Here is a 19,271-nt window from a genome sequence, read left to right on the forward strand (position 1 = left end):
GAAACGTCAGACCAGCATCATCCTACTCACGACCGGTTTCGAAGAAACCGGCCCGCAGGGACGACGCCGTCCACGCTTCTCTTTCTCGTATGAACTTATCAAAGAGCTGATCGGGCCGGAGCCAGATCTCGTACCCTTAGAGAACAGAAAGCAGCGCCGGGTTGCCCTGGCCCTTGCTTTATCTTCTCTGAGGAAGTCCGGTGGGGCTGGCCGTTCGTCTCGGCGCCCCGTCGGTGAGCGGCTGTCTAAGGGTAGCCGGCTCGCCTGTCAACTCGCCCGAGCCGGGAACCGTGCATCGGATCCGCATCGGTGGCGATCGACGCTTCGGAGCCGGGCCTGTTCGGCGGAGAGACCTGCCGTGAAGCCCCCTCCCCTGCGGTCGCGCCGAATGGCTTTCAGGCAGCGACGCCAGGGTCGCTGAATGCAGGAAGCCCGCGCTCCGGGTGGAGCGCGGGCTTCCGATCAGTCGAAGTGGATCAGGCCGTCAGCGCGGGGCGCGGTCGAGCCAGCCGATCGCGCGGCCGTCGCGGTTGCCGCCGCCGCCCGCCGGGCGCTGCTGGCGGTTGCCGTCGGCGCGCTGGCCGCCTTGGGGACGGTTCTGCTGGCCCTGCGGGCGACCCTGCCGGCCCTCGTGCCCGCCGCGGGCGTCCTGGCCGCCGCGGCCGTCATGAGCCCGCGGCTCGCGGTGCTCCTGCGGCCGGCCGGCGCCGTGGCGCGGCTGACCCTGGCCGCCGCCGGGACGGCCCTGGCGCTGGCCGGGCTGCTGGCCCTGGCGGCCGCCGCCGGGACGCTGGCCGCGCGGGCCGGGCTGGCGCCGGTCACGCTCGGCCTCGGCCACGGCCTGGGCGGCTTCCTCGCGGCTCGGGGGCACGAAGCCCTCGGGGATCGCCATCACCGGCACCTTCTGGCGGGTCAGGCGCTCGATATCGCGGAGGTAGGCCTTCTCCTCGTCGTTGCAGAACGAGATCGCCAGACCGTCCTTGCCGGCGCGCGCGGTGCGGCCGATGCGGTGGACGTAGGCCTCCGGCACGTTCGGCAGGTCGAAGTTGACGACGTGCGAGACGCCATCGACGTCGATCCCGCGGGCGGCGATGTCGGTCGCAACCAGCACCCGGCAGGTGCCGGCCCGGAAGGCGGCGAGCGCCCGCTCGCGCTGCGGCTGCGACTTGTTGCCGTGGATCGCCGCCGAGCCGATGCCGTCGCGCTCCAGGCCGCGCACCACGCGGTCGGCGCCGTGCTTGGTGCGGGTGAAGACCAGCACCCGGTCGATCGTCTCATCGCGCAGGATCGTGGCGAGCAGCGACTGCTTCGAGCCGGTCGGCACGAAGACGACCTTCTGGTCGACCCGCTCGGCGGTGGTGGCGACCGGGGTCACCGCCACCTGAACCGGGTTCTTCAGGTACTGGTCGGCGAGGCCGGCGATGTTCTTCGGCATGGTGGCCGAGAAGAACAGGCTCTGGCGCTGGGCCGGCAGCAGCTTCACGATGCGCTTCAGGGCATGGATGAAGCCGAGGTCGAGCATCTGGTCGGCCTCGTCGAGGACCAGGTACTCGACGCCATCGAGGGTGAGCGAGCGGCGGTCGATCAGGTCGAGGAGCCGGCCCGGGGTGGCGACGAGGACATCGACGCCGTTGGCGAGCGCCCGCTCCTGACGGCCGATGGTGACGCCGCCGAACACCACCGTGGTGGTGAGCTTCAGGAACTGGCCGTACTCCTTGAAGCTGTCGGCGATCTGGCTGGCGAGCTCGCGGGTCGGGGCGAGCACCAGCACGCGGCAGCTGCGGCGCGGCGCCGGCTTGGCCGCACCCTCGGTGGCGAGACGGTGCAGGATCGGCAGCGCGAAGGAGGCGGTCTTGCCGGTGCCGGTCTGGGCGATGCCGCACAGGTCCTTGCCCTGCATGGCCGGCGGGATCGCCTGCGCCTGGATCGGGGTCGGCGTGACGTAGCCGGCCTGGGCGAGCGCCTTCAGGAGCGGCGCCGCGAGGCCGAAATCGGTGAACTGGGTCAAGGGAATCTTCTTGGAATTTGGCAGCGGGATCGCCGCAAGGCGCGCGCCATGCGCAGCCCTCATCGCGATCCTATGTCGGGAGACCGCCCGCGTGATGGAGCGATCCGAAGGGATCAGCGATTAAGAGAGGGCCGGGCCTGCCGCGCAGGTGCCGCGGCGAAATCCGTCACGCAGCCCTCTCGAGCGGACCACGATCGGCCGCTGACGCTGCAATCCGCCATATGGCGTTGTGCGGGTGCGAAGTCAATCGGCGGACGCTGCGTCGCTCGCGCGGCAGCTTTGCGGCAGGCGCTTGCCCTGTGGTCCCGCGCGGTGATTGATACGCCCGGAGAGTTCTCTCGGCCGGAGCCGCCGTCATGTCCGCCCGCCACCCCGCCCTCGCCCGTGCGGAGTCCTTCGCCGCCGCTCACGGCCTGCGCCGGCCGCTGCTCCTCGCCCCGATGGCCGGGGCCTGCCCGCCGGCGCTCTCGCTCGCGGTGATGCGGGCGGGCGGGCTCGGGGCCTGCGGCGCCTTGCTCATGCAGCCGGCGGCGATCCTGGCCTGGGCCGATGCGGTGCGGGAGGCGGGCCCGTTCCAGATCAACCTGTGGATCCCCGATCCCGCCCCGGCGCGCGATCCCGCTTGGGAGGACGCCCTGCGCGCCTTCCTCGGCCGCTTCGGACCGGCGGTATCGCCGGAGGCCGGCGACGCGGCACCCCCCGACTTCGCTGCCCAATGCGAGGCGCTGATCGCGGCCCGGCCGCGCATCGTCTCCTCGATCATGGGGCTCTACCCCCCGGCCTTCGTCGCCCGGTTGAAGGCGCACGGCATCGCCTGGTGGGCCACCGTCACGACGGTGGCGGAGGCGCTGGCGGCCGAGGAGGCCGGGGCCGACGCTGTCATGGTGCAGGGTGCGGAGGCCGGCGGCCATCGTGGCGCCTTCGATGCAAGCAGGGCCGAGACCGGAGCGGTCGGCCTGATGGCCTTGCTGCCGGCGGTCGTCGATGCGGTGAGCGTTCCGGTCGTCGCCACCGGCGGCATCGCCGAGGCCCGCGGGGCTGCGGCTGCATTGCTCCTGGGGGCCAGCGCCGTGCAGATCGGCACCGGCTTCCTGCGCAGCCCCGAGGCCGGGATCCCGTCGGCCTGGGCCGACGGTCTCGGACGAGCGCGCCCGGAGGAGACCCGCCTCACCCGCGCCTTCAGCGGCCGCACCGGCCGCAGCCTCGCGACCGCCTACGTGGCGGCTGCGGCCGGGTCGGACGTGCCGGCCCCCGCCCCTTACCCGGTCCAGCGCGGCCTGACGCAGGCGATGCGCGAGGCCGCGGTGAAAGAGGGCGACCTCGCCCGGATGCAGGCCTGGGCCGGGCAGGCGGCGGGCCTGGCGCGGGCGGTGCCGGCGGGCGAGGTGGTCGGGGAGATCTGGGAGGGGGTCGAGGGGCTGTTGTGCTGAGCGGCAGCCCGGCTCGTCCCTATTCTTGCTCCAGGCAGGATTGGAAGGCCCGGATCGCGGCCTCCACGGCCTCGTCGTCGATGTGGCGATGGGTGACGAGGCGCAGCGTCCACAATCCAAGAGGTCTCGCCAGGACTCCCCGCGCCTCCAGCTTCCCGAGCCAGGCCGCGCTGTCGTGCCCGCTGCGCGACAGATCGACCTGCACGATGTTGGTCTGCGGGGCCGAGGCGCTCAAGGTCGGGCCGAGGCGGTTCAAGCCGGCGCCGAGCCGGTGCGCCCGGGCGTGATCCTCGGCGAGTCGATCCCCCATCGTCGCCAGGGCGTCCAGGCCATGGGCGGCGGCGATGCCGACTTGCCGCTAGGTGCCGCCACGTCGCAGCCGCAGGTGAGCCGGCTGATCGGGCAGCTCGAAGCGATCACCGGGCTGCCGCTGTTCGAGCGCAGCGGCAGCCGCCTCTCCCCCACCGTCGAGGCGGAGCGCTTCCATCACGAGGTCGAGCGGGCCTGCATCGGCCTGGCCAGCCTCGAAGCCGCGGCGGCCGATATCCGCCTGTTCGGGGCCGGCCGCCTGAGCGTCGCGGCCATGCCGCGCTTGGCCGGCGGGCTGCTCGCCCGCTCCGTCGCCCGGTTCAAGCTGGAGAATCCAGGGGTGACGGTCTCGATCCATGCCGGCGACGAGGGCACGGTGGGCAAGTGGATCGCCGAAGGCTTCTGCGATGCCGGCCTCACCATGCTGTACGGCGCGCAGGGCAGCGTGCAGGCGGATCCGCTGCTGAGCCTCGATTGCGTGGCGGTGCTTCCCCGGGGCCACCGGCTGGCGCGCCAGGCCGTCCTCGGCCCGGCCGATCTCGCCGGGGAGCCCTTCATCGAGCCGCCGGTCGGCAATCCCCTGCGCGTGCGGATCGACGCGGTGTTCGAGGCGGCCGGGATCCGGCGCTCGGTCGCGGCCGAGGCCGGTCTCGGCTCGGCGGTCTGTACCCTTGTCGCGGCCGGCATTGGCGTCAGCCTGATGAATCCCCTGGCGGCCTACGAGGAGGCGAAGGTCTCGCCGATCGAGATCCGCCGCTTCGCGCCCGCCCTGCCGGTGGTCTTCGCCCTCGTCTTTCCGCCCTTGCGGACGCAGGACCGCCTCGTGGCGGCCTTCAGCGCCTGCGCGCGGGCGACCCTGGTGAGCGAGCTGGCCGTGTTGCAGCCCGATCCCGGCGGACCGCCCTGACCCCGCCTCACTCCGCGGCCGCCAGCGGCTTCGCCACATCCTCCAGCGATTTCCGCTCCGCCGCCACGCCCCAGATCCCCGCCACCGCTCCGGCGGCGATCATCAGACCGGAGGCCAGGAGATACCCGCCGAGGATGGCGTTACGGGACTGGCCCTCGATCAGCACCCCGAACAAGGCCGGTCCCACCGCCCCGACCGAGGTGCCGACGGCGTAGAACAGCGCGATGGCGAGCGCCCGGATCTCCAGCGGAAACACCTCGCTCACCGTGAGATAGGCCGAGCTCGCCGCCGCGGAGGCGAAGAAGAACACCGCCATCCAGCATAAGGTCAGGGTCGTGGCCGTCACGATCTCCTGCTGGAACGCCCACCCGCTCAGGGCCAGCAGCACGCCCGACATCCCGTAGGTGAAGGCGATCATCGGCTTGCGGCCGACCGTGTCGAACAGCCGCCCGAGCAGCACCGGCCCGAAGAAATTGCCGGCGGCGAAGGGCAGGATGTACCAGCCGACGCCGTCCGCCGGCACGCGGTAGAAGTCGATCAGGATCAGCGCGTAGGTGAAGAAGATCGCGTTGTAGAAGAAGGCCTGGGCCGACATCAGCGCCAGCCCGACCCAGGCCCGCTGCCGGTAGGTCTTGAGGGCCGAGAACACCTCGGCGAGCGGGGTGTGGCTGCGCTGGCGCAGGCGCGCCTTCGGGAACGGGCCGTCGCTCAAGGTGTGGCCCTCGGCGCGGAAGCGCGCCTCGATCCCGGCCACCAGCGCCTCGGCCTCCTCGTGCCGCCCGTGGGTCATCAGCCAGCGCGGGCTCTCGGGGATCCAGGTCCGCAGGAACAGGATGACGAGGCCGAGGAAGGCGCCGAGCCCGAAGGCGACGCGCCAGCCGGTATCCGGCCCGAACAGGGCGGGATCGAGCACGACCAGCGAGGTGCCGGCGCCGAGCACCGCGCCGAGCCAGAAGCTGCCGTTGATGACGAGGTCGGTCCAGCCCCGGGCCCGGGCCGGGATCAGCTCCTGGATCGTCGAGTTGATCGCCGTGTACTCGCCGCCGATGCCGGCCCCGGTGAGGAAGCGGAAGAGGCAGAAGCTCCACAGGTTCCAGGACAGGCCGGTGGCGGCGGTGGCCGCGAGGTACACCGCCAGGGTGATGAAGAAGAGCTTTTTGCGCCCCCACCGGTCGGTGAGCCAGCCGAAGCCGACCGCCCCGAGCACCGCGCCGGCGAGGTAGCTCGACGTCGCGAGCCCGATCTCGGCGTTGGAGAAGTGCAGCGTCGGGCTCGCCTTGAGGGCGCCGGCGAGCGCCCCGGCCAGCGTCACCTCCAGCCCGTCGAGCACCCAGGTGATGCCGAGCGCCAGCACCACCAGGGTGTGGAACCGGCCCCAGGGCAGCCGGTCGAGCCGGGCCGAGACGTCCGTCTCGATCACGCCGCCGGGCGCGGTGCGAGGGCTGAGGGAACGCGTCATCGGGGCCTTTTTCGCGGGCGGGGCTCGTCCCGACAAGATGGCTCCCGGCGGCGCGATGGGAACCCGCAACAGGCCGGAAACATGGCCCGGCCGCCGAAGCCCTGCGGCGAGGCCCGGGCCCCGGCGCCCCTACCCTTTGGCGCCGACCGGCTTGAACACGCCCGTCGATGTCGCCACCACCCGCCCGGCCTCGTCGCGGATCTCGGCGTCGCAGAACAGGATCGACTGCCCGGCCCGCGCCACCCGGCCTTCCGCCAGGAGCACGCCGTGGCCGGGCGAGAGGAAGCGGGTCTGCATGTCGAGGGTCACCACCGGCCGGCCGGCGGTGAGCCGGGCCACCGTGCCCATGGCGATGTCGAGCAGCGTGCAGAGGATGCCGCCATGGGCGATGCCGAGATTGTTGCCGTGCCGCGGCCCCAGCTCCAGGCGCAGGCGGGTGCGCCCCTCGACGATCTCCAGCGCCTCGATGCCGCAGAGCCGGGCGAACGGAATGTCCGCTCCGTAGATCAAGCTGGTATCCGCCTCGTCCATCGATCCGCTCCGGTCCTCGCGTGCCGCACCTATGCGGAGAGTTCGCCGGCCTGGCAAATCGCGCTATGCTCCCGCCGCAGGGGCGGACGGCGTCGTCCGCCCAGGCAGGGCGAGCCCGCAAGGCCGCCCCCCTTTCGTGCGCCGGCGCCGACGCGCCGAACGCCCCGGCCTCCCGCGGCCGAGGCGCGATGCAAAGAGAATCCATGAGCGCTTCGCCCCCCTCCTCCTTCGTCCGCACCCGCTGGTGGTGGGTGCGTCACGCCCCCGTGCGGGGCGATGGCGGCCGCATCTATGGCGGCCAGGACATCGCGTGCGATTGCGGCGACGCCCATGTCTTCTCCGGCCTCGCCCCGGTGCTGCCCCGCGGCGCGGTCTGGGTTGCGAGCCATCTCGGCCGCACCCGCCAGACCGCCGAGGCCCTGTGGCAGGCCGGCGACTTCACGGTGGACGGCCGGGTGCCGCGCCTCACCGTCCTGCCGGCCCTCGCCGAGCAGGATCTCGGCGAATGGCAGGGCCGGGACCGGGCGCGCTTCTTCGCCGAGCGCCAGCCCGACGCCGCGAGCTACTGGTTCGCCCCCGCCGAGGAGCGCCCGCCGGGCGGCGAGAGCTTCTCGGAGCTGTACGCCCGGGTGACGGCGGCGGTCGACGAGCTCACCGCCGAGCATCGCGGCCGCGACATCGTGGCGGTGGCCCATGGCGGTACGATCCGGGCGGCGATCGCGCAGGCGCTGAACCTGTCGCCCCAGGGCGGCCTCGCCTTCGCGATCGAGAATTGCTCGCTCACCCGCCTCGACCATTACGCTAGCCCGGACGGGACTGGCTGGCGCGTCGGCATGGTGAACGCCCAGCCCTGGCTCGGGGCGGCGGAGGGGGCCGGGCCGGCGGCCTGAAGCGCGGCCATACCGGTTTTTCAGCGCCGGCCTGCCTGGGCGGCGGTTGACAACCGGGTCCCCTTGTCCGGACCATGCACCCGGGCGCCCTCGACGGCGTACCGCACGAACGAACGTCTTTGAATGAAGGACGGACCGGGTGAGGACAACGCGTCAGGCGGCGGCTCCGGCCGTGGTGGTGCCGAGCATGGCTCGGCAGGGGGCGGCCTGCGCGCAGCGGGCACCCGCGGGCAATCCGCACGGGCCCGGCCGCACCGCGGCGGCCCGCAGGGCGGCTGAGGATCTCGGCGGCACGGTCGCCGTCCGTCGGTACGAGCCGGCCCTCGCGGCGACGACCGCTCGGCCCCGGGCCCGGTCCCAGCCGCGAGGGCCGCACGCATGACGCTCCGCTGGCGCCGCCGCCCGGAGGGCTCGACCTGGGGCGATTTCGGCCCCGACGACGAGCTCGGCCGGCTCAACCTGCTGACCGCCGAGAAGGTGCGCCAGGGTGCGGCCGAGGTGCGGGAGGGTCTGACCTTCTGCCTCAGCCTGCCCCTCGACTATCCGGGCGGCAACGTCCTCAACCCGCGCCGTCACCCGCCGCAGATCCGCCCGACCATGCGGGCGAGCGGCCGGCCGAACATGAACTTCCTGGTCTGCGAGGAGGTGCCCGACGCCACCGACGTGATCAGCGACGACCTCGCGGTGCTCCACCTGCAATACTCGACGCAGTGGGACAGCCTCGCCCATGTCGGCTCGCTGTTCGACGTCGAGGGCGACGGCACCCCGCGGCCGGTCTACTACAACGGCTTCCGCGCCGGCTCCGACATCACCGGGCCGACGACGCCGGAAGAAGCGGGCGCGCCGTCCCGCGCCCAGGCCCTCGGCATCGAGCGGCTGGCCGAGCGCGGCATGCAGGGCCGCGGAGTGATGATCGATCTCCACGCGCATCTCGGCGACGCGCGGGTGGCGGTCGGCTACGACGGGTTGCGCCGCATCCTCGACGCGGACGGCGTCACGGTCGAGCCCGGCGACATGGTCTGCCTGCATACGGGCTTTTCCGAGCGGCTGCTCGGCATGAACCGCAACCCCGATCCGGCCGTGGTCCACGACCTCTGCGCCGGGCTCGACGGGCGCGACCGCAAGCTCCTGAACTGGATCACCGATTCGGGATTGGCCGCCCTCATCGCCGACAATTACGCCGTCGAGGTCCACCCGGCGATGCCGGCGGAGGGGTGCTGCGCCACCCTGCCGCTCCACGAGCACTGCCTGTTCCGCCTCGGGGTCAATCTCGGCGAATTGTGGCACCTCACCCCGCTCGCCACCTGGCTGCGGGCGCATGGCCGCCACCGCTTCCTCCTCACCGCGCCGCCCCTGCGGTTGCCCGGCGCGGTCGGCTCGCCGACGACGCCGATCGCGACCGTGTGATCGGGACACCATGAGGATCGGATGACCGTGCGGCTCTTCACGCCTGGGAGGCGGGATGGCGGTGGGAGCGGAACGTCGCACAGCCGGGGCGTGGTGGCGGGTATGAGCCGCGCCACGATGTTCTTCCCACCCACGACCTCATCCTGAGGTGTGGAGCGATCGAAGATCGCGGAGCCTCGAAGGAGGCCTCCAGAAATCGCGGAGGTTGCTGGAGGCCTCCTTCGAGGCTCCCTGCGGTCGCACCTCAGGATGAGGTCGCGGGTGGGACGAGGCGGTGATGCGCATCGCCGTCGATCCAGGCTGTTCTGGCACAATCACAACGAACCAACACGGGAGGACGATCATGAGCGAGATCGCGGTCATCGGGGCCGGGCTGATGGGGCACGGCATCGCCCTGGTCCTGGCGCTGGGCGGGCACCGGGTGCGGCTGACCGACAGCCGGCCGGAGACCCTGGAGCGGGTGCCGGGCCTGATCGCCTCCGCCCTCGACACCCTGCGCGAGGCCGGCGCCGTCTCGGCCGACTGGACGCCGGAGCGGGCGGCGGACGCCATCCGCCTCGAACCCGACCTCGGCGCCACCGTCGCCGGGGCACACCTCGTCATCGAGGCGATCACCGAGAACCCGGAGGCGAAGCGCGCGCTGTTTTCCGAGCTCGACCGGCTCTGCGGTCCCGAGACGCGGATCGCCAGCAACACCAGCTACCTCGACGTCTTCCCGCTGATCCCGGAAGGCCGGCAGGCGCGCGCCCTGGTGATGCACTGGTATACCCCGCCCTACATCGTCGACCTCGTCGACGTGGTGCCGGGCCCCCACACCGACCCGGCGGTGATCGAGGAGGCGCGCCAGCTCGTCCTCGGCCTGGGCCAGGTGCCGATCGTGCTCAAGCGCTTCATCCCGGGCTACGTCGCCAACCGGATCCAGTCGGCGATCTCGGCCGAGGTCTACCACCTGCTCGACGAGGGCGTGGCCTCGGCGCGCGAGATCGACGACGCGATCATCCACGGCTTGGCGCTCCGCATCCCGATCCTCGGCCACCTCGCCAAGGCGGATTTCACCGGCATCGAACTCTTACGCCACGCGCTTGCCAATGCGAGCTACAGCCCGCCGCCTTCGCGCACCCGCTCGGAGGCGATCGACGACTTGGTGGCCCAGGGGCGCACCGGCGTGATGGCCGGCAAGGGCTTCTTCGACTGGGGCGGGCGTGACCCGGCCGAGCTGTTTCGCGACCGCGACCGCCGCCTGCTCGCCCTCAAGCAGGCGATGAAGCAGGTCGGCCGGATGGAAGGCGAGTAGGTGCACCTCATACGACTCCCGACGCGGTCGGGAGTCGTATGAGAGACACTCAGCCCGTCGACCGGGGCCGCGGCGGCGCTATAACCGGGGTGTGTGAGTGCTCCGGAGGCGAGGCGGCGGCCATGTTCGAGTTCCCGGTCCTGTTCGGCGACATCGGTGGCACCAACGCGCGCTTCGCCGTGCAGGAGAAGCCGGGGGTCGAGCCCGTCGTGCTCGCCCATGAGAAGACCGCTGCCTATCCCGATCCGAGCGCGGCGATCCGCGCGGCCCTGGCGCAGAGCACGGTCGCCCCGCCCCGCTCCGCCATCCTGGCGGTGGCCGCCCGGGTCGACGGACCGGCGGTCCACCTCACCAACGCCCATTGGGTGATCGAGGGCGAGCGGATCGGCCGCGATTTCGGCCTCGCCAGCTGCCGGATCGTCAACGACTACGTGCCGGTGGCGGCCGGCGCCGCCGCCCTCGACCCGGCCGGGCGTGACCGCTCGATCCTTGAGCAGATCGGCCCGACCCTCTGCCCCGACGGTGGCGCGCGCCTGGTGCTGGGTCCGGGCACCGGATTCGGCGCCGCCGGCCTCGTGCCCTACGGTAACCAGCTCGCCATCGTGTCGACCGAGGCCGGCCACACCGATTTCGGGCCGAGCAATGCGGAAGAGTTCGAATTCTGGCCGCGCCTCGCCCGGATCGAAGGCCGCATCACCGTCGAGTCCCTGCTCTCCGGCCCCGGCCTGTCCCGGCTCCATGCCGGCCTCGGCGGCGGCGAGAGGGACGCGAAGGACATCACCGAGCGCGGGATGTCGGGCGAGGATCCGGCGGCGCGGCGGACGCTCCGGGTGTTCTCCAGGCTGCTCGGGCGCGTCTGCGGCGACCTCGCCCTCACCTTCCTGGCGACCGGCGGCGTCTATATCGGCGGCGGCATCGTGCCCCGGATCCTCGACCTGCTCAACGAGGGGGACTTCCGGCAGGCCTTCGAGCACAAGCCGCCCTTCTCCGACCGGATGAAACAGATCCCGACCTGCGTCATCACCATCGCCGACCCGGCGCTCGCCGGCCTCTCGGCGCTCGCCTGCCAGCCGGACCGGTTCGCGTATGACGGGCAGCATTGGACGGCGTGAGGAAAGCTCATCGGCAGTTCTCGCTCTGCCTCGGGGAGCCTGTTCGGTGAACTCGACAGGATTCATGCCCTCCTCGTCATTCCGGGGCCACGAATGCAGAGCCCGGAATCCAGAACCTCAGTTCGATGCGAGAGGGGCGAATAGCGTCCCACTCTATTCTGAACCATCCGCGGTTATGGATTCCGGGCTCCGCTGCGCGGCCCCGGAATGACGAGGAGGATGAACGATCTGTGATTCTGGCACCTCTCGCTGCTGATGCGCCCACGGGCCGGCCGGAGAGATCCCTCAATACCCCTTCCACAATCCCGGCGTCGCCAGCTCCACCAGATGCCCGTCCGGATCGCGGAAATACAGGCTGATGCCGCCGCGCGGCCAAGTCGTCCGTCCCTCGATCGGGATGCCGTGCGCGGTCAGGTGCCGCTCCCACGCCTCCAGCGCGCCGGCCGGGATCGAGAGCGCGAGGTGCAGCGGACCCGAGCCGTCATGCGGCGGGATGGTGCCCCCGGGTGTCGCGATCGGGTGGAGCGAGCCGCCGCGGGGAAACAGCAGCAGGACGCCGCGCCCGGCGACGTCGTAGGCCCGCATCCGGTGGTCCTCGTGGAGGCAGGGCAGGCCGATCGGCCCACCCCAGAACGCGGCCGCCCGCGCGAGGTCGTCGACGTAGAGGACCGTCTCGAGGATCCCGGCGATCTCCGGCATGGCGCCACCTCCCGACCGGGTGAACGCGCGGGCGGTCCCGGCGGTTACGCGGCGGCCGGGTTGACGGCCTCCTCCGCGAGCTCCGACAGGAGCTCGTCGGTGTTCTCCTCCTCGACCAGGGTCTCCTTGATCAGGCCCTCGGCCTCACCCAGGCCCAGCTGCTTGGCCCAGGCCAGAAGGGTGCCGTAGCGGGTGATCTCGTAATGCTCCACCGCCTGCGCGGCGGCGATCAGCCCGGCATCGAGCGCCTCGCTGCCGGAGAATTCCTGCATCACCTCCTCGCCCTCGGCGATGATGCCCTGGATCGCCTGGCAGGTGACGCCCTCCGGCTTCTCTCCGACGCTCCGGAACACCTGATCGAGACGCTTCACCTGCTCGCGGGTCTCCTCAACATGGACGCTGAGCGCGCCGCGCAGTTCCTCCGAGCGGGCGGCCTGCGCCATCTTCGGCAGCGCCTTCAGGATCGCGTTCTCGGCGAAGTAGGTGTCCTTCAGCTGGTGCAGGAAGAGCGCCCGAAGGTTCTTGTCGTCGGCCATGAGATGCTCCCGTGGGGTACCGATGTGCCCCGGCAACTCGCGGGCGGCCCGCTTCGTTCCTGATGGGATCACGGCCTTGCGACGGGCCCTGGTTCCGGGAACCGATCGTCGCCATTGTCATAGGTGAGGGGCGTGGATCCGAGGGAGACGACGCCATGACCACGATGTTCGAGGAGCGGGAACGGGCCGCCGAGGCGTTGTTCGCCCTGGACGAGGAATTGCGCTTCCTCGCTCTCGCCCGGCGCAACAAGATGCTCGGCGCCTGGATGTGCGAACGCCTGAACCTCGGCGGACGCGAGGCCGAGGCCTACAAGAGCCGGCTGGTCGAGGCGGGCTCGGTCCCCCCCGCCCCCGGCCGCACCGCGGACGAGGCCCTGGCCGAGCGGCTGCGCGCCGACCTCGCCGCCGGGGGCGTCGAGGCCGAGGCCGACGAACTGCCGGGGCTGATCGCCCGCTACGGTGCCGAGGCGGCCCGGACCGTGCGCGAGCAGGCCAGGGCGAGCTGATCGAGAGAGTTGATCAGAAGAAGGTCGGCCGCGCGCTGGCGGTGTGCTCCTTGAGCACGGCGCCGGTCGCGGTGTCGACCTCCTTCATCAGGACGTCGTAGCCCCACAGGTCGGCGAGGTGCTGGAGCACCCGCATCGCATCGTCCTTGTTGAGCAGGACGCGGTTGAGCACCTTGTGGTGCAGGATCAGCTTGCGGTCGCCCTCGAGGTCGACGTCGACCACCTCGATGTCGGGGTCGAGCCAGGCGACGTCGTATTGCCGGGCGAAGGCCCGGCGCAACTTCCGATAGCCGCGCTCGTCGTGGATCGCCTCGACCCGCAATTCCGGCTTGTCCGGATCGTCGGTGACGTGGAACAGCCGCAGCTGGCGCATCAGCTTCGGGCTGAGGAACTGCGCGATGAAGCTCTCGTCGCGATAGTTGGCCCAGACGTCGCGCAGCACGCCCATCGGGTCGCCGCTGCCGGCGATGTCGGGGAACCAGGCCCGGTCCTCCTCCGTCGGCTCGGTGCAGATGCGGGCGATGTCCGTCATCATGGCGAAGCCGATGGCATAAGGGTTGTGCCCGCCGTAATGCCGGTCGTCGTAGGTCGGCTGACGGATCACGTTGGTGTGCGATTGCAGGAATTCGAGGTAGGCCGCCTCGTCGATCTGCCCGGTCTCGGACAGCCGGGTCATGATCCGGTAGTGGTTGTAGGTGGCGCAGCCCTCGTTCATCACCTTGGTCTGGCGCTGCGGGTAGAAGTACTGCGCCACGTGTCGGACGATGCGCAGGATCTCGCGCTGCCACGGCTGGAGCCGCGGCGCTGCCTTCTCCAGGAAGTAAAGGATGTTCTCCTGCGGCAGCTCCAGCAGTGCCCGGCGGCGCTCGGCCTGCGGGTCCGGCCGGCCGGCCTGGGTCTTGGCCGGCAGGGTGCGCCAGAGGTCGTTGTACATCCTCTCCTGGTGCTCCTGGCGCTCGCGCTCGCGGCGCTGCTCGGAGGAGAGGTCGGGCCGCTTCTTGCGCGGATAGCGGTGGACGCCCTGGTTCATCAGCGCGTGGGCGGCGTCGAGCACCGATTCGACGGCGTTGTGGCCGTAGCGCTCCTCGCAGCGGGTGATGAAGGTCTTGGCGAAGTCCAGGTAATCGAGGATGCCTTCCGCGTCGGTCCACTGGCGGAAGAGGTAGTTGTTCTTGAAGAAGTGGTTGTGGCCGAAGGCGGCGTGGGCGATGACCAGCGTCTGCATCGTCGCCGTGTTCTCCTCCATGATGTAGGAGATGCACGGGTCGGAATTGATAACGATCTCGTAGGCCAGGCCCATCAGGCCGCGGCGGTAACCGGCCTCGTGCTGGGCGAAGTGCTTGCCGAACGACCAGTGCTTGTAGAACAAAGGCATGCCGATCGACGCGTAGGCGTCCAGCATCTGCTCGGCGGTGATGATCTCGATCTGGTTCGGGTACCAGCTCAGGCCGAGCTCCGGCCCGGCGATCGCCTCGCAGGCGTCGTGGATGCGCCGGATCGTGTCGAAGTCCCAGTCGTTGCCGGTGAAGAGCGGGGTGTTCTTGGTGATCACGGCCGGGCCGGCGGGCCGCGCGCCGAAGGTGGCGGAACTCATCGGGCGTCGAACCTCCCGGTGTCTCTCGAGCATTTTCCGACGAAGTGGGTACCGGTTCGTCGAAGAAAATGCGGCTGAACTGACTCTGGAGCATCCCCCGGCGGGATGCGAACCCTGAACCTGACCGGCGCGGCCCGCGCGGGGCCGCGCCTCGCTTACGGTGACGCCGTTTCCTGCCCGGCCTTGTTGCGGGCGAACAGCTCGCGGAAGACCGGGTAGATGTCGCGGCGGTGGTTGACCTTGCGCATCGCCAGCACCGAGTTGGTCTTCGCGACCGGCTCGTAGGTGCGCCACAGGGTGGTGCGGTGCTCGACGAAGCCCGCCCGCGGCCCGCCCTCGTCGCCGACCTCGAGATAGGCGAAGTACTGGCAGGCCGGCAGGATCGCGGAGCGCAGCAGATCCTGCGAGGTGGGGCCGTCGCTCGACACGTTGTCGCCGTCCGAGGCTTGCGCGGCGTAGATGTTCCAGTCCTCGGGGTTGTAGCGCTCGGCGATGATCCGCTTCATCTCGACCAGAGCCGAGGAGACGAGGGTGCCGCCGGTCTCGCGCGAGCCGAAGAACGTCTCCTCGTCGACCTCCTTGGCGTGGTCGGTGTGGCGAATGAAGACGATCTCGACGTGCTTGTAGCGCCGGGTGAGAAAGATATGGAGCAGGATGTAGAACCGCTTGGCGAGGTCCTTCATGTGCTCGGTCATCGAGCCCGAGACGTCCATCAGGCAGAACATCACCGCCTGGGCGACGGGGCGCGGATAGGGCTCGAAGCGCCGGTAGCGCAGGTCGATCGGATCGACGTAGGGAATGCGCTGCGAGCGGGTGCGCAGCCGCTCCAGCTCCGCCTTCAGCTCGTCGAGGATCACCGCGTCCGGCTGGCTCTCCTCCAGCGCCCGGATCTCCGCCTCCAGCGCCTCCATCTCGGCGGCCTTCGGCCGCTTGAGGGCGATGCGCCGCGACAGCGAGTTGCGCAGGGTACGCCCGAGCGCGAGGTTGGCGGGCGAGCCGGACACCGTGTAGCCGGCCCGGCGCAGGGTGGCGGTCTCGACCACCGCGAGGCGGCGCTTGGCGAGGTCGGGCAGCTCCAGGTCTTCGAGGAAGAGCTCCAGGAATTCCTCGCGGGTGAGGACGAAGCGGAACGTGTCCTCGCCGTCCGCCCCGCCGTCGCTGCCCTCGCCGCTGCCGCCGCCTCCCCCGCCGCCGCCCGGCGGGCGCTCGATCAGGTCACCCTCGATGTAGGTCTTGTTGCCGGGCAGGATGTGGTCGTTGATCCCGGTCGAGGGGTTGCGGGTGAATTTCGGCTCGCGCACGCCGTCGACCGGAACGGTGACGTTGCCGTCCTTGCCGAGGTCCTTGATGTCCTTCTCCCGGGCCGCCTCGCGCACGGCGCGCTGAGCCACGTCCCGGACCCGGCGCAGGAAACGCTGCCGGTTCGCCAGGCTCTTGCCGCCGGGATTGAGGCGTCGATCGATGATGTGCATCCGCTTCGCGCTCTCCGATCACGCCATCATACCGTATCGGGGCCGTCCCCCGCCACCGCTCCACTCGGGGGAGGCCGGACGGCCCGCGGGACACTTTTTCCCGCGGGCCGCGATGGTCTGCCTACGTTTTAGCCAGCCTGCTTGACGCGCATGTACCACTCGACCAGGCGGCGGACCTGGCGCTCGGTGTAGCCGCGGTCCCTCATCCGCTCGACGAACTCGCCGTGCTTCTTCTCGGTCTCGCTGTCCTTCTTCGAGCCGAAGGAGATCACCGGCAGCAGCTCCTCGACCTGGCTGAACATCCGCCGCTCGATCACCTCGCGGATCTTCTCGTAGGAGGTCCAGGACGGGTTGCGTCCGCCATGCTGGGCCCGCGAGCGCAGAGCGAACTTCACCACCTCGTTACGAAAATCCTTCGGGTTGGCGATGCCCGCCGGCTTCTCGATCTTGGTCAGCTCCTGGTTCAGGAGCTCGCGGTTGAGCAGCTGCCCGGTCTCCGGGTCCTTGAAGTCCTGGTCCTCGATCCAGGCATCCGCATAGTCGATGTAGCGGTCGAACAGGTTCTGGCCGTAATCGTGGTAGGATTCGAGGTAGGCCTTTTGGATCTCGTGACCGATGAACTCCGCGTAGCGCGGCGCCAGCTCACCCTTGATGAATTCCAGGTAGCGCTTCTCGGTCTCGGGCGGCAGCTGCTCGCGGCGCAGCGACTGCTCGAGGACGTACATCAGGTGGACCGGGTCGGCCGAGACCTCGGTGGTGTCGTGGTTGAAGGTGGCGGCCATCACCTTGAAGGCGAAGCGGGTGGAGATCCCGTCCATGCCCTCGTCGACGCCGGCGGTGTCCTTGTATTCCTGCATCGAGCGGGCGCGGGGATCGACCTCGCGCAGGGACTCGCCGTCATAGACCCGCATCTTGGAGAAGACGTTCGAGTTCGCGTGCTCGCGCAGGCGCGAGAGCACCGAGAACCGGGCCAGCATCTCCAGCGTGCCGGGGGCGCAGCGGGCGTTGGCGAGCTCGGACCCCGAAACCAGCTTCTCGTAGATCCGCTGCTCCTCGGTCACCCGCAGGCAGTACGGCACCTTGATGACGTAGATGCGGTCGATGAAGGCTTCGTTGTTCTTGTTGGTCTTGAAGCTCTGCCACTCGGCCTCGTTCGAGTGGGCGAGGATGATGCCGGTGAACGGGATCGCCCCGATATTCTCGGTGCCGACGTAGTTGCCCTCCTGCGTCGCGGTGAGCAGGGGGTGCAGCATCTTGATCGGCGCCTTGAACATCTCGACGAATTCGAGGATGCCCTGGTTCGCCCGGTTGAGGCCGCCTGAGTAGGAATAAGCGTCGGGATCGGCCTGGCTGAGGGTTTCGAGCTTGCGGATGTCGACCTTGCCGACGAGGGACGAGATGTCCTGGTTGTTCTCGTCGCCCGGCTCGGTCTTGGCGATACCGATCTGGCGCAGGCGCGACGGGTTGACCTTGACGACCTTGAACTTCGAGATGTCGCCGCCGAACTCGTCGAGGCGCTTGAGGCACCACGGGCTCATCAGGCCGGTGAGGCGCCGCCGCGGCACGCCGTAGCGCTCCTCGATCATCGCCCCCATCGTCTCGGGGTCGAACAGCACCAGCGGGCTCTCGAAGACCGGGCTCATCTCGTTGCCGGCCTTGAGCACGTAGATGGGATGGACCTCCATCAGGGCCTTGAGCCGCTCGGCCAGGGACGACTTGCCGCCGCCCACGGGACCCAGCAGGTAGAGGATCTGCTTGCGCTCTTCGAGCCCCTGCGCGGCATGGCGGAAGAACGAGACGATGCGCTCGATCGTCTCCTCCATGCCGTAGAACTCGGAGAAGGCAGGATAGGTCCGAATGGTCCGGTTCATGAAGATCCGGCCCAGGCGCGGATCCCGCGCCGTATCGATGAACTCCGGCTTCCCGATCGCGTCGAGAATGCGCTCCGGCGCACTCGCGTACATCAGGGGATTGTCACGGCAGGCTTCGAGATATTCGGACAGGGACAGCTCCGCGTCCCGGCGGGACTCGTAGCTGCGCGCGAAAGTTTGAAAGAGGTCGCTCGCTGACGGCATTGGCATTCCGGACCCTCACGACATCGCCAGGATCATCCTGTCCCGCCTCGGATGCAATCGATATCCCCATGTTTGTCGCAGCGCGGCGACGGAAGGAGGGGTGCGGAGGCGGCCAGGAGCCTGTATGCAGGCCGGCTGCGGGCAAGGCGCGTGCCGCGGCGGCCGGTAAAGTTGCAGATCCGCCAAGGCGAAAGCCGGTGACCCAACGGCTCTGTGCCGTAAAGGACACGCCTGTTCCGGTTTTTCCACACCCCCCGGAGCGCCGTCGGCAGCCCCGCGGGACTGAAGGAGGAACGCCGGCCGCGAGGTCAGCGTTCCCGCTTCGTTTCGCCCTACGGCAGGGTCCTGCGCACAGGGTGCCGGGCCGGGGCTCAGAGGTCGACGGAATCCTTCTTCGCGCCGTCCTTACCGTCCTTTGGGCCTTCCTTGGTGCCGGCGGCCCCGACCGTGAGCTTGATGGTCTGGGTGCTCAGGGCGCCGTCGGTGCCCTTGATCTCGACGGTGACCTCGTCGGTGCCGGTGAAGCCGGCCTTGCTCTCGTAGAACAGGGCCTGGACGTTGGCCTCGACGTTCGGGCAGCGATAGGTGGCCGGCGTCTTCACCTTGCCGGCGCGCTGGATCGTGGCGCCGTTCTTGGGCGCGCCCGTCACCTTCAGTTCGGGCTGCGGCCCGAGCGAGCAATCCTTCTTCAGGTTCGGCACCATCACGAGCCGGACCTGCTTGCCGGAGGCGACGGAGTGCTCGCGCACCTTGGCGGCCTGCGCCAGAGCGGGGCCTGCGGCCAGCACGGGCCCGGCGGCCATCAGGACGGCGAGCGCCAGGGTCGGGGGATAAGGGCTGGTCATGTGGCTCTCAAGCTCTCCGAGGGGATGCCGGCCGCATGTGGGGAGCGGCCCGGCCGCCGTCGAGGCCCGGAGCGCGGGTTCCGGAGCGGAAACCGTCCTGGTGCCTCTCGCGAAACTCCCGGTCACCGCCATGTCCCGCTGTGGCAGCGTCGGCGCGACGGGAGTTTCGTCTGCTGCTCTCAATGCAGGACCAGCAT

General features: G+C 70.3%; 17 protein-coding genes. 7 read left to right on the forward strand and 10 right to left on the reverse strand.

Annotated features, from left to right (window positions below; genetic code table 11):
• Window positions 1-484 precede the first annotated feature (484 nt).
• Window positions 485-2,008, reverse strand: coding sequence for a DEAD/DEAH box helicase (locus ABZT49_RS09560; RefSeq protein ID WP_355285671.1), 1,524 nt, complete (start codon window positions 2,006-2,008; stop codon window positions 485-487).
• Window positions 2,009-2,364: 356 nt separating this feature from the next.
• On the opposite strand from ABZT49_RS09560, the gene ABZT49_RS09565 reads away from it, so the two are divergent.
• Complete coding sequence (locus ABZT49_RS09565) at window positions 2,365-3,438, forward strand: nitronate monooxygenase (RefSeq protein WP_355285673.1); 1,074 nt, start codon at window positions 2,365-2,367, stop codon at window positions 3,436-3,438.
• Between the two features lie 19 nt (window positions 3,439-3,457).
• Here the strand turns inward: ABZT49_RS09565 and ABZT49_RS09570 are convergent, their stop codons facing one another.
• Entirely contained in the window at window positions 3,458-3,748 is a 291-nt protein-coding gene (locus ABZT49_RS09570; RefSeq protein WP_355285675.1) for a hypothetical protein, read from the reverse strand.
• Here ABZT49_RS09570 and ABZT49_RS09575 point away from each other — a divergent pair.
• The gene (locus ABZT49_RS09575; protein WP_355285676.1) at window positions 3,722-4,654 is read left to right on the forward strand and encodes a LysR substrate-binding domain-containing protein; all 933 of its coding nucleotides are present in this window, start codon (window positions 3,722-3,724) and stop codon (window positions 4,652-4,654) included. The genes ABZT49_RS09570 and ABZT49_RS09575 overlap by 27 nt on opposite strands.
• 7 nt (window positions 4,655-4,661) lie before the next feature.
• Here the strand turns inward: ABZT49_RS09575 and ABZT49_RS09580 are convergent, their stop codons facing one another.
• Both ABZT49_RS09580 and ABZT49_RS09585 read right to left on the reverse strand, forming a co-directional pair.
• On the reverse strand, window positions 4,662-6,113 hold the full coding sequence (locus ABZT49_RS09580; protein ID WP_355285678.1) for an MFS transporter: 1,452 nt from the start codon (window positions 6,111-6,113) through the stop codon (window positions 4,662-4,664).
• Between the two features lie 129 nt (window positions 6,114-6,242).
• On the reverse strand, window positions 6,243-6,644 hold the full coding sequence (locus tag ABZT49_RS09585; protein ID WP_355285680.1) for a PaaI family thioesterase: 402 nt from the start codon (window positions 6,642-6,644) through the stop codon (window positions 6,243-6,245).
• Window positions 6,645-6,847: 203 nt separating this feature from the next.
• Here ABZT49_RS09585 and ABZT49_RS09590 point away from each other — a divergent pair, with 203 nt between their 5' ends.
• The 4 genes from ABZT49_RS09590 to ABZT49_RS09605 all read left to right on the forward strand — a co-directional run bounded on the left by ABZT49_RS09590 (window position 6,848) and on the right by ABZT49_RS09605 (window position 11,347).
• Window positions 6,848-7,534, forward strand: coding sequence for a histidine phosphatase family protein (locus tag ABZT49_RS09590; protein WP_355285682.1), 687 nt, complete (start codon window positions 6,848-6,850; stop codon window positions 7,532-7,534).
• Between the two features lie 378 nt (window positions 7,535-7,912).
• A complete protein-coding gene (locus ABZT49_RS09595; RefSeq protein ID WP_355285684.1) occupies window positions 7,913-8,941 on the forward strand; it encodes a cyclase family protein in 1,029 nt (342 codons plus the stop codon).
• Between the two features lie 343 nt (window positions 8,942-9,284).
• Window positions 9,285-10,235, forward strand: coding sequence for a 3-hydroxyacyl-CoA dehydrogenase family protein (locus ABZT49_RS09600; RefSeq protein WP_355285686.1), 951 nt, complete (start codon window positions 9,285-9,287; stop codon window positions 10,233-10,235).
• 122 nt (window positions 10,236-10,357) lie between these two features.
• The gene (locus ABZT49_RS09605) at window positions 10,358-11,347 is read left to right on the forward strand and encodes a glucokinase (protein WP_355285688.1); all 990 of its coding nucleotides are present in this window, start codon (window positions 10,358-10,360) and stop codon (window positions 11,345-11,347) included.
• A 285-nt stretch (window positions 11,348-11,632) separates the two neighbouring features.
• On the opposite strand, the gene ABZT49_RS09610 is transcribed toward ABZT49_RS09605, so the two are convergent.
• Both ABZT49_RS09610 and ABZT49_RS09615 read right to left on the reverse strand, forming a co-directional pair.
• Window positions 11,633-12,046 (reverse strand): VOC family protein, encoded by a 414-nt coding sequence (locus tag ABZT49_RS09610; protein ID WP_355285690.1) that lies wholly within the window; start codon window positions 12,044-12,046, stop codon window positions 11,633-11,635.
• Between the two features lie 44 nt (window positions 12,047-12,090).
• Window positions 12,091-12,582 carry a ferritin-like domain-containing protein gene (locus ABZT49_RS09615; protein WP_355285692.1) on the reverse strand — a complete coding sequence of 164 codons (492 nt, stop codon included), beginning with the start codon at window positions 12,580-12,582 and terminating at the stop codon, window positions 12,091-12,093.
• A gap of 155 nt (window positions 12,583-12,737) precedes the next feature.
• On the opposite strand from ABZT49_RS09615, the gene ABZT49_RS09620 reads away from it, so the two are divergent.
• Window positions 12,738-13,088 (forward strand): DUF1476 domain-containing protein, encoded by a 351-nt coding sequence (locus tag ABZT49_RS09620; protein ID WP_355285693.1) that lies wholly within the window; start codon window positions 12,738-12,740, stop codon window positions 13,086-13,088.
• Between the two features lie 13 nt (window positions 13,089-13,101).
• Here ABZT49_RS09620 and ABZT49_RS09625 read toward each other — a convergent pair whose 3' ends face one another.
• The 4 genes from ABZT49_RS09625 to ABZT49_RS09640 all read right to left on the reverse strand — a co-directional run bounded on the left by ABZT49_RS09625 (window position 13,102) and on the right by ABZT49_RS09640 (window position 19,074).
• A complete protein-coding gene (locus ABZT49_RS09625; RefSeq protein WP_355285694.1) occupies window positions 13,102-14,682 on the reverse strand; it encodes a SpoVR family protein in 1,581 nt (526 codons plus the stop codon).
• Window positions 14,683-14,837: 155 nt separating this feature from the next.
• The gene (locus ABZT49_RS09630) at window positions 14,838-16,154 is read right to left on the reverse strand and encodes a YeaH/YhbH family protein (protein ID WP_355285696.1); all 1,317 of its coding nucleotides are present in this window, start codon (window positions 16,152-16,154) and stop codon (window positions 14,838-14,840) included.
• A 128-nt stretch (window positions 16,155-16,282) separates the two neighbouring features.
• Window positions 16,283-18,235 carry a PrkA family serine protein kinase gene (locus ABZT49_RS09635; RefSeq protein WP_407943474.1) on the reverse strand — a complete coding sequence of 651 codons (1,953 nt, stop codon included), beginning with the start codon at window positions 18,233-18,235 and terminating at the stop codon, window positions 16,283-16,285.
• Between the two features lie 365 nt (window positions 18,236-18,600).
• Window positions 18,601-19,074, reverse strand: a complete 474-nt coding sequence (locus ABZT49_RS09640; protein ID WP_355285700.1) for a 4-aminobutyrate aminotransferase — start codon at window positions 19,072-19,074, stop codon at window positions 18,601-18,603.
• Window positions 19,075-19,271 lie beyond the last annotated feature (197 nt).

The organism is Methylobacterium sp. EM32, assembly GCF_040593685.1.
Taxonomy (GTDB): domain Bacteria; phylum Pseudomonadota; class Alphaproteobacteria; order Rhizobiales; family Beijerinckiaceae; genus Methylobacterium.

What these genes read in the sequence shown, in the direction of transcription:
- ABZT49_RS09565 (WP_355285673.1), top strand. Translation starts at nt 2,365, where the DNA reads ATGTCCGCCCGCCACCCCGCCCTCGCCCGTGCGGAGTCCTTCGCCGCC.
- ABZT49_RS09570 (WP_355285675.1), bottom strand. Translation starts at nt 3,748, where the DNA reads ATGGGGGATCGACTCGCCGAGGATCACGCCCGGGCGCACCGGCTCGGC.
- ABZT49_RS09580 (WP_355285678.1), bottom strand. Translation starts at nt 6,113, where the DNA reads ATGACGCGTTCCCTCAGCCCTCGCACCGCGCCCGGCGGCGTGATCGAG.
- ABZT49_RS09585 (WP_355285680.1), bottom strand. Translation starts at nt 6,644, where the DNA reads ATGGACGAGGCGGATACCAGCTTGATCTACGGAGCGGACATTCCGTTC.
- ABZT49_RS09590 (WP_355285682.1), top strand. Translation starts at nt 6,848, where the DNA reads ATGAGCGCTTCGCCCCCCTCCTCCTTCGTCCGCACCCGCTGGTGGTGG.
- ABZT49_RS09595 (WP_355285684.1), top strand. Translation starts at nt 7,913, where the DNA reads ATGACGCTCCGCTGGCGCCGCCGCCCGGAGGGCTCGACCTGGGGCGAT.
- ABZT49_RS09600 (WP_355285686.1), top strand. Translation starts at nt 9,285, where the DNA reads ATGAGCGAGATCGCGGTCATCGGGGCCGGGCTGATGGGGCACGGCATC.
- ABZT49_RS09605 (WP_355285688.1), top strand. Translation starts at nt 10,358, where the DNA reads ATGTTCGAGTTCCCGGTCCTGTTCGGCGACATCGGTGGCACCAACGCG.
- ABZT49_RS09610 (WP_355285690.1), bottom strand. Translation starts at nt 12,046, where the DNA reads ATGCCGGAGATCGCCGGGATCCTCGAGACGGTCCTCTACGTCGACGAC.
- ABZT49_RS09615 (WP_355285692.1), bottom strand. Translation starts at nt 12,582, where the DNA reads ATGGCCGACGACAAGAACCTTCGGGCGCTCTTCCTGCACCAGCTGAAG.
- ABZT49_RS09620 (WP_355285693.1), top strand. Translation starts at nt 12,738, where the DNA reads ATGACCACGATGTTCGAGGAGCGGGAACGGGCCGCCGAGGCGTTGTTC.
- ABZT49_RS09625 (WP_355285694.1), bottom strand. Translation starts at nt 14,682, where the DNA reads ATGAGTTCCGCCACCTTCGGCGCGCGGCCCGCCGGCCCGGCCGTGATC.
- ABZT49_RS09630 (WP_355285696.1), bottom strand. Translation starts at nt 16,154, where the DNA reads ATGCACATCATCGATCGACGCCTCAATCCCGGCGGCAAGAGCCTGGCG.
- ABZT49_RS09635 (WP_407943474.1), bottom strand. Translation starts at nt 18,235, where the DNA reads ATGCCAATGCCGTCAGCGAGCGACCTCTTTCAAACTTTCGCGCGCAGC.
- ABZT49_RS09640 (WP_355285700.1), bottom strand. Translation starts at nt 19,074, where the DNA reads ATGACCAGCCCTTATCCCCCGACCCTGGCGCTCGCCGTCCTGATGGCC.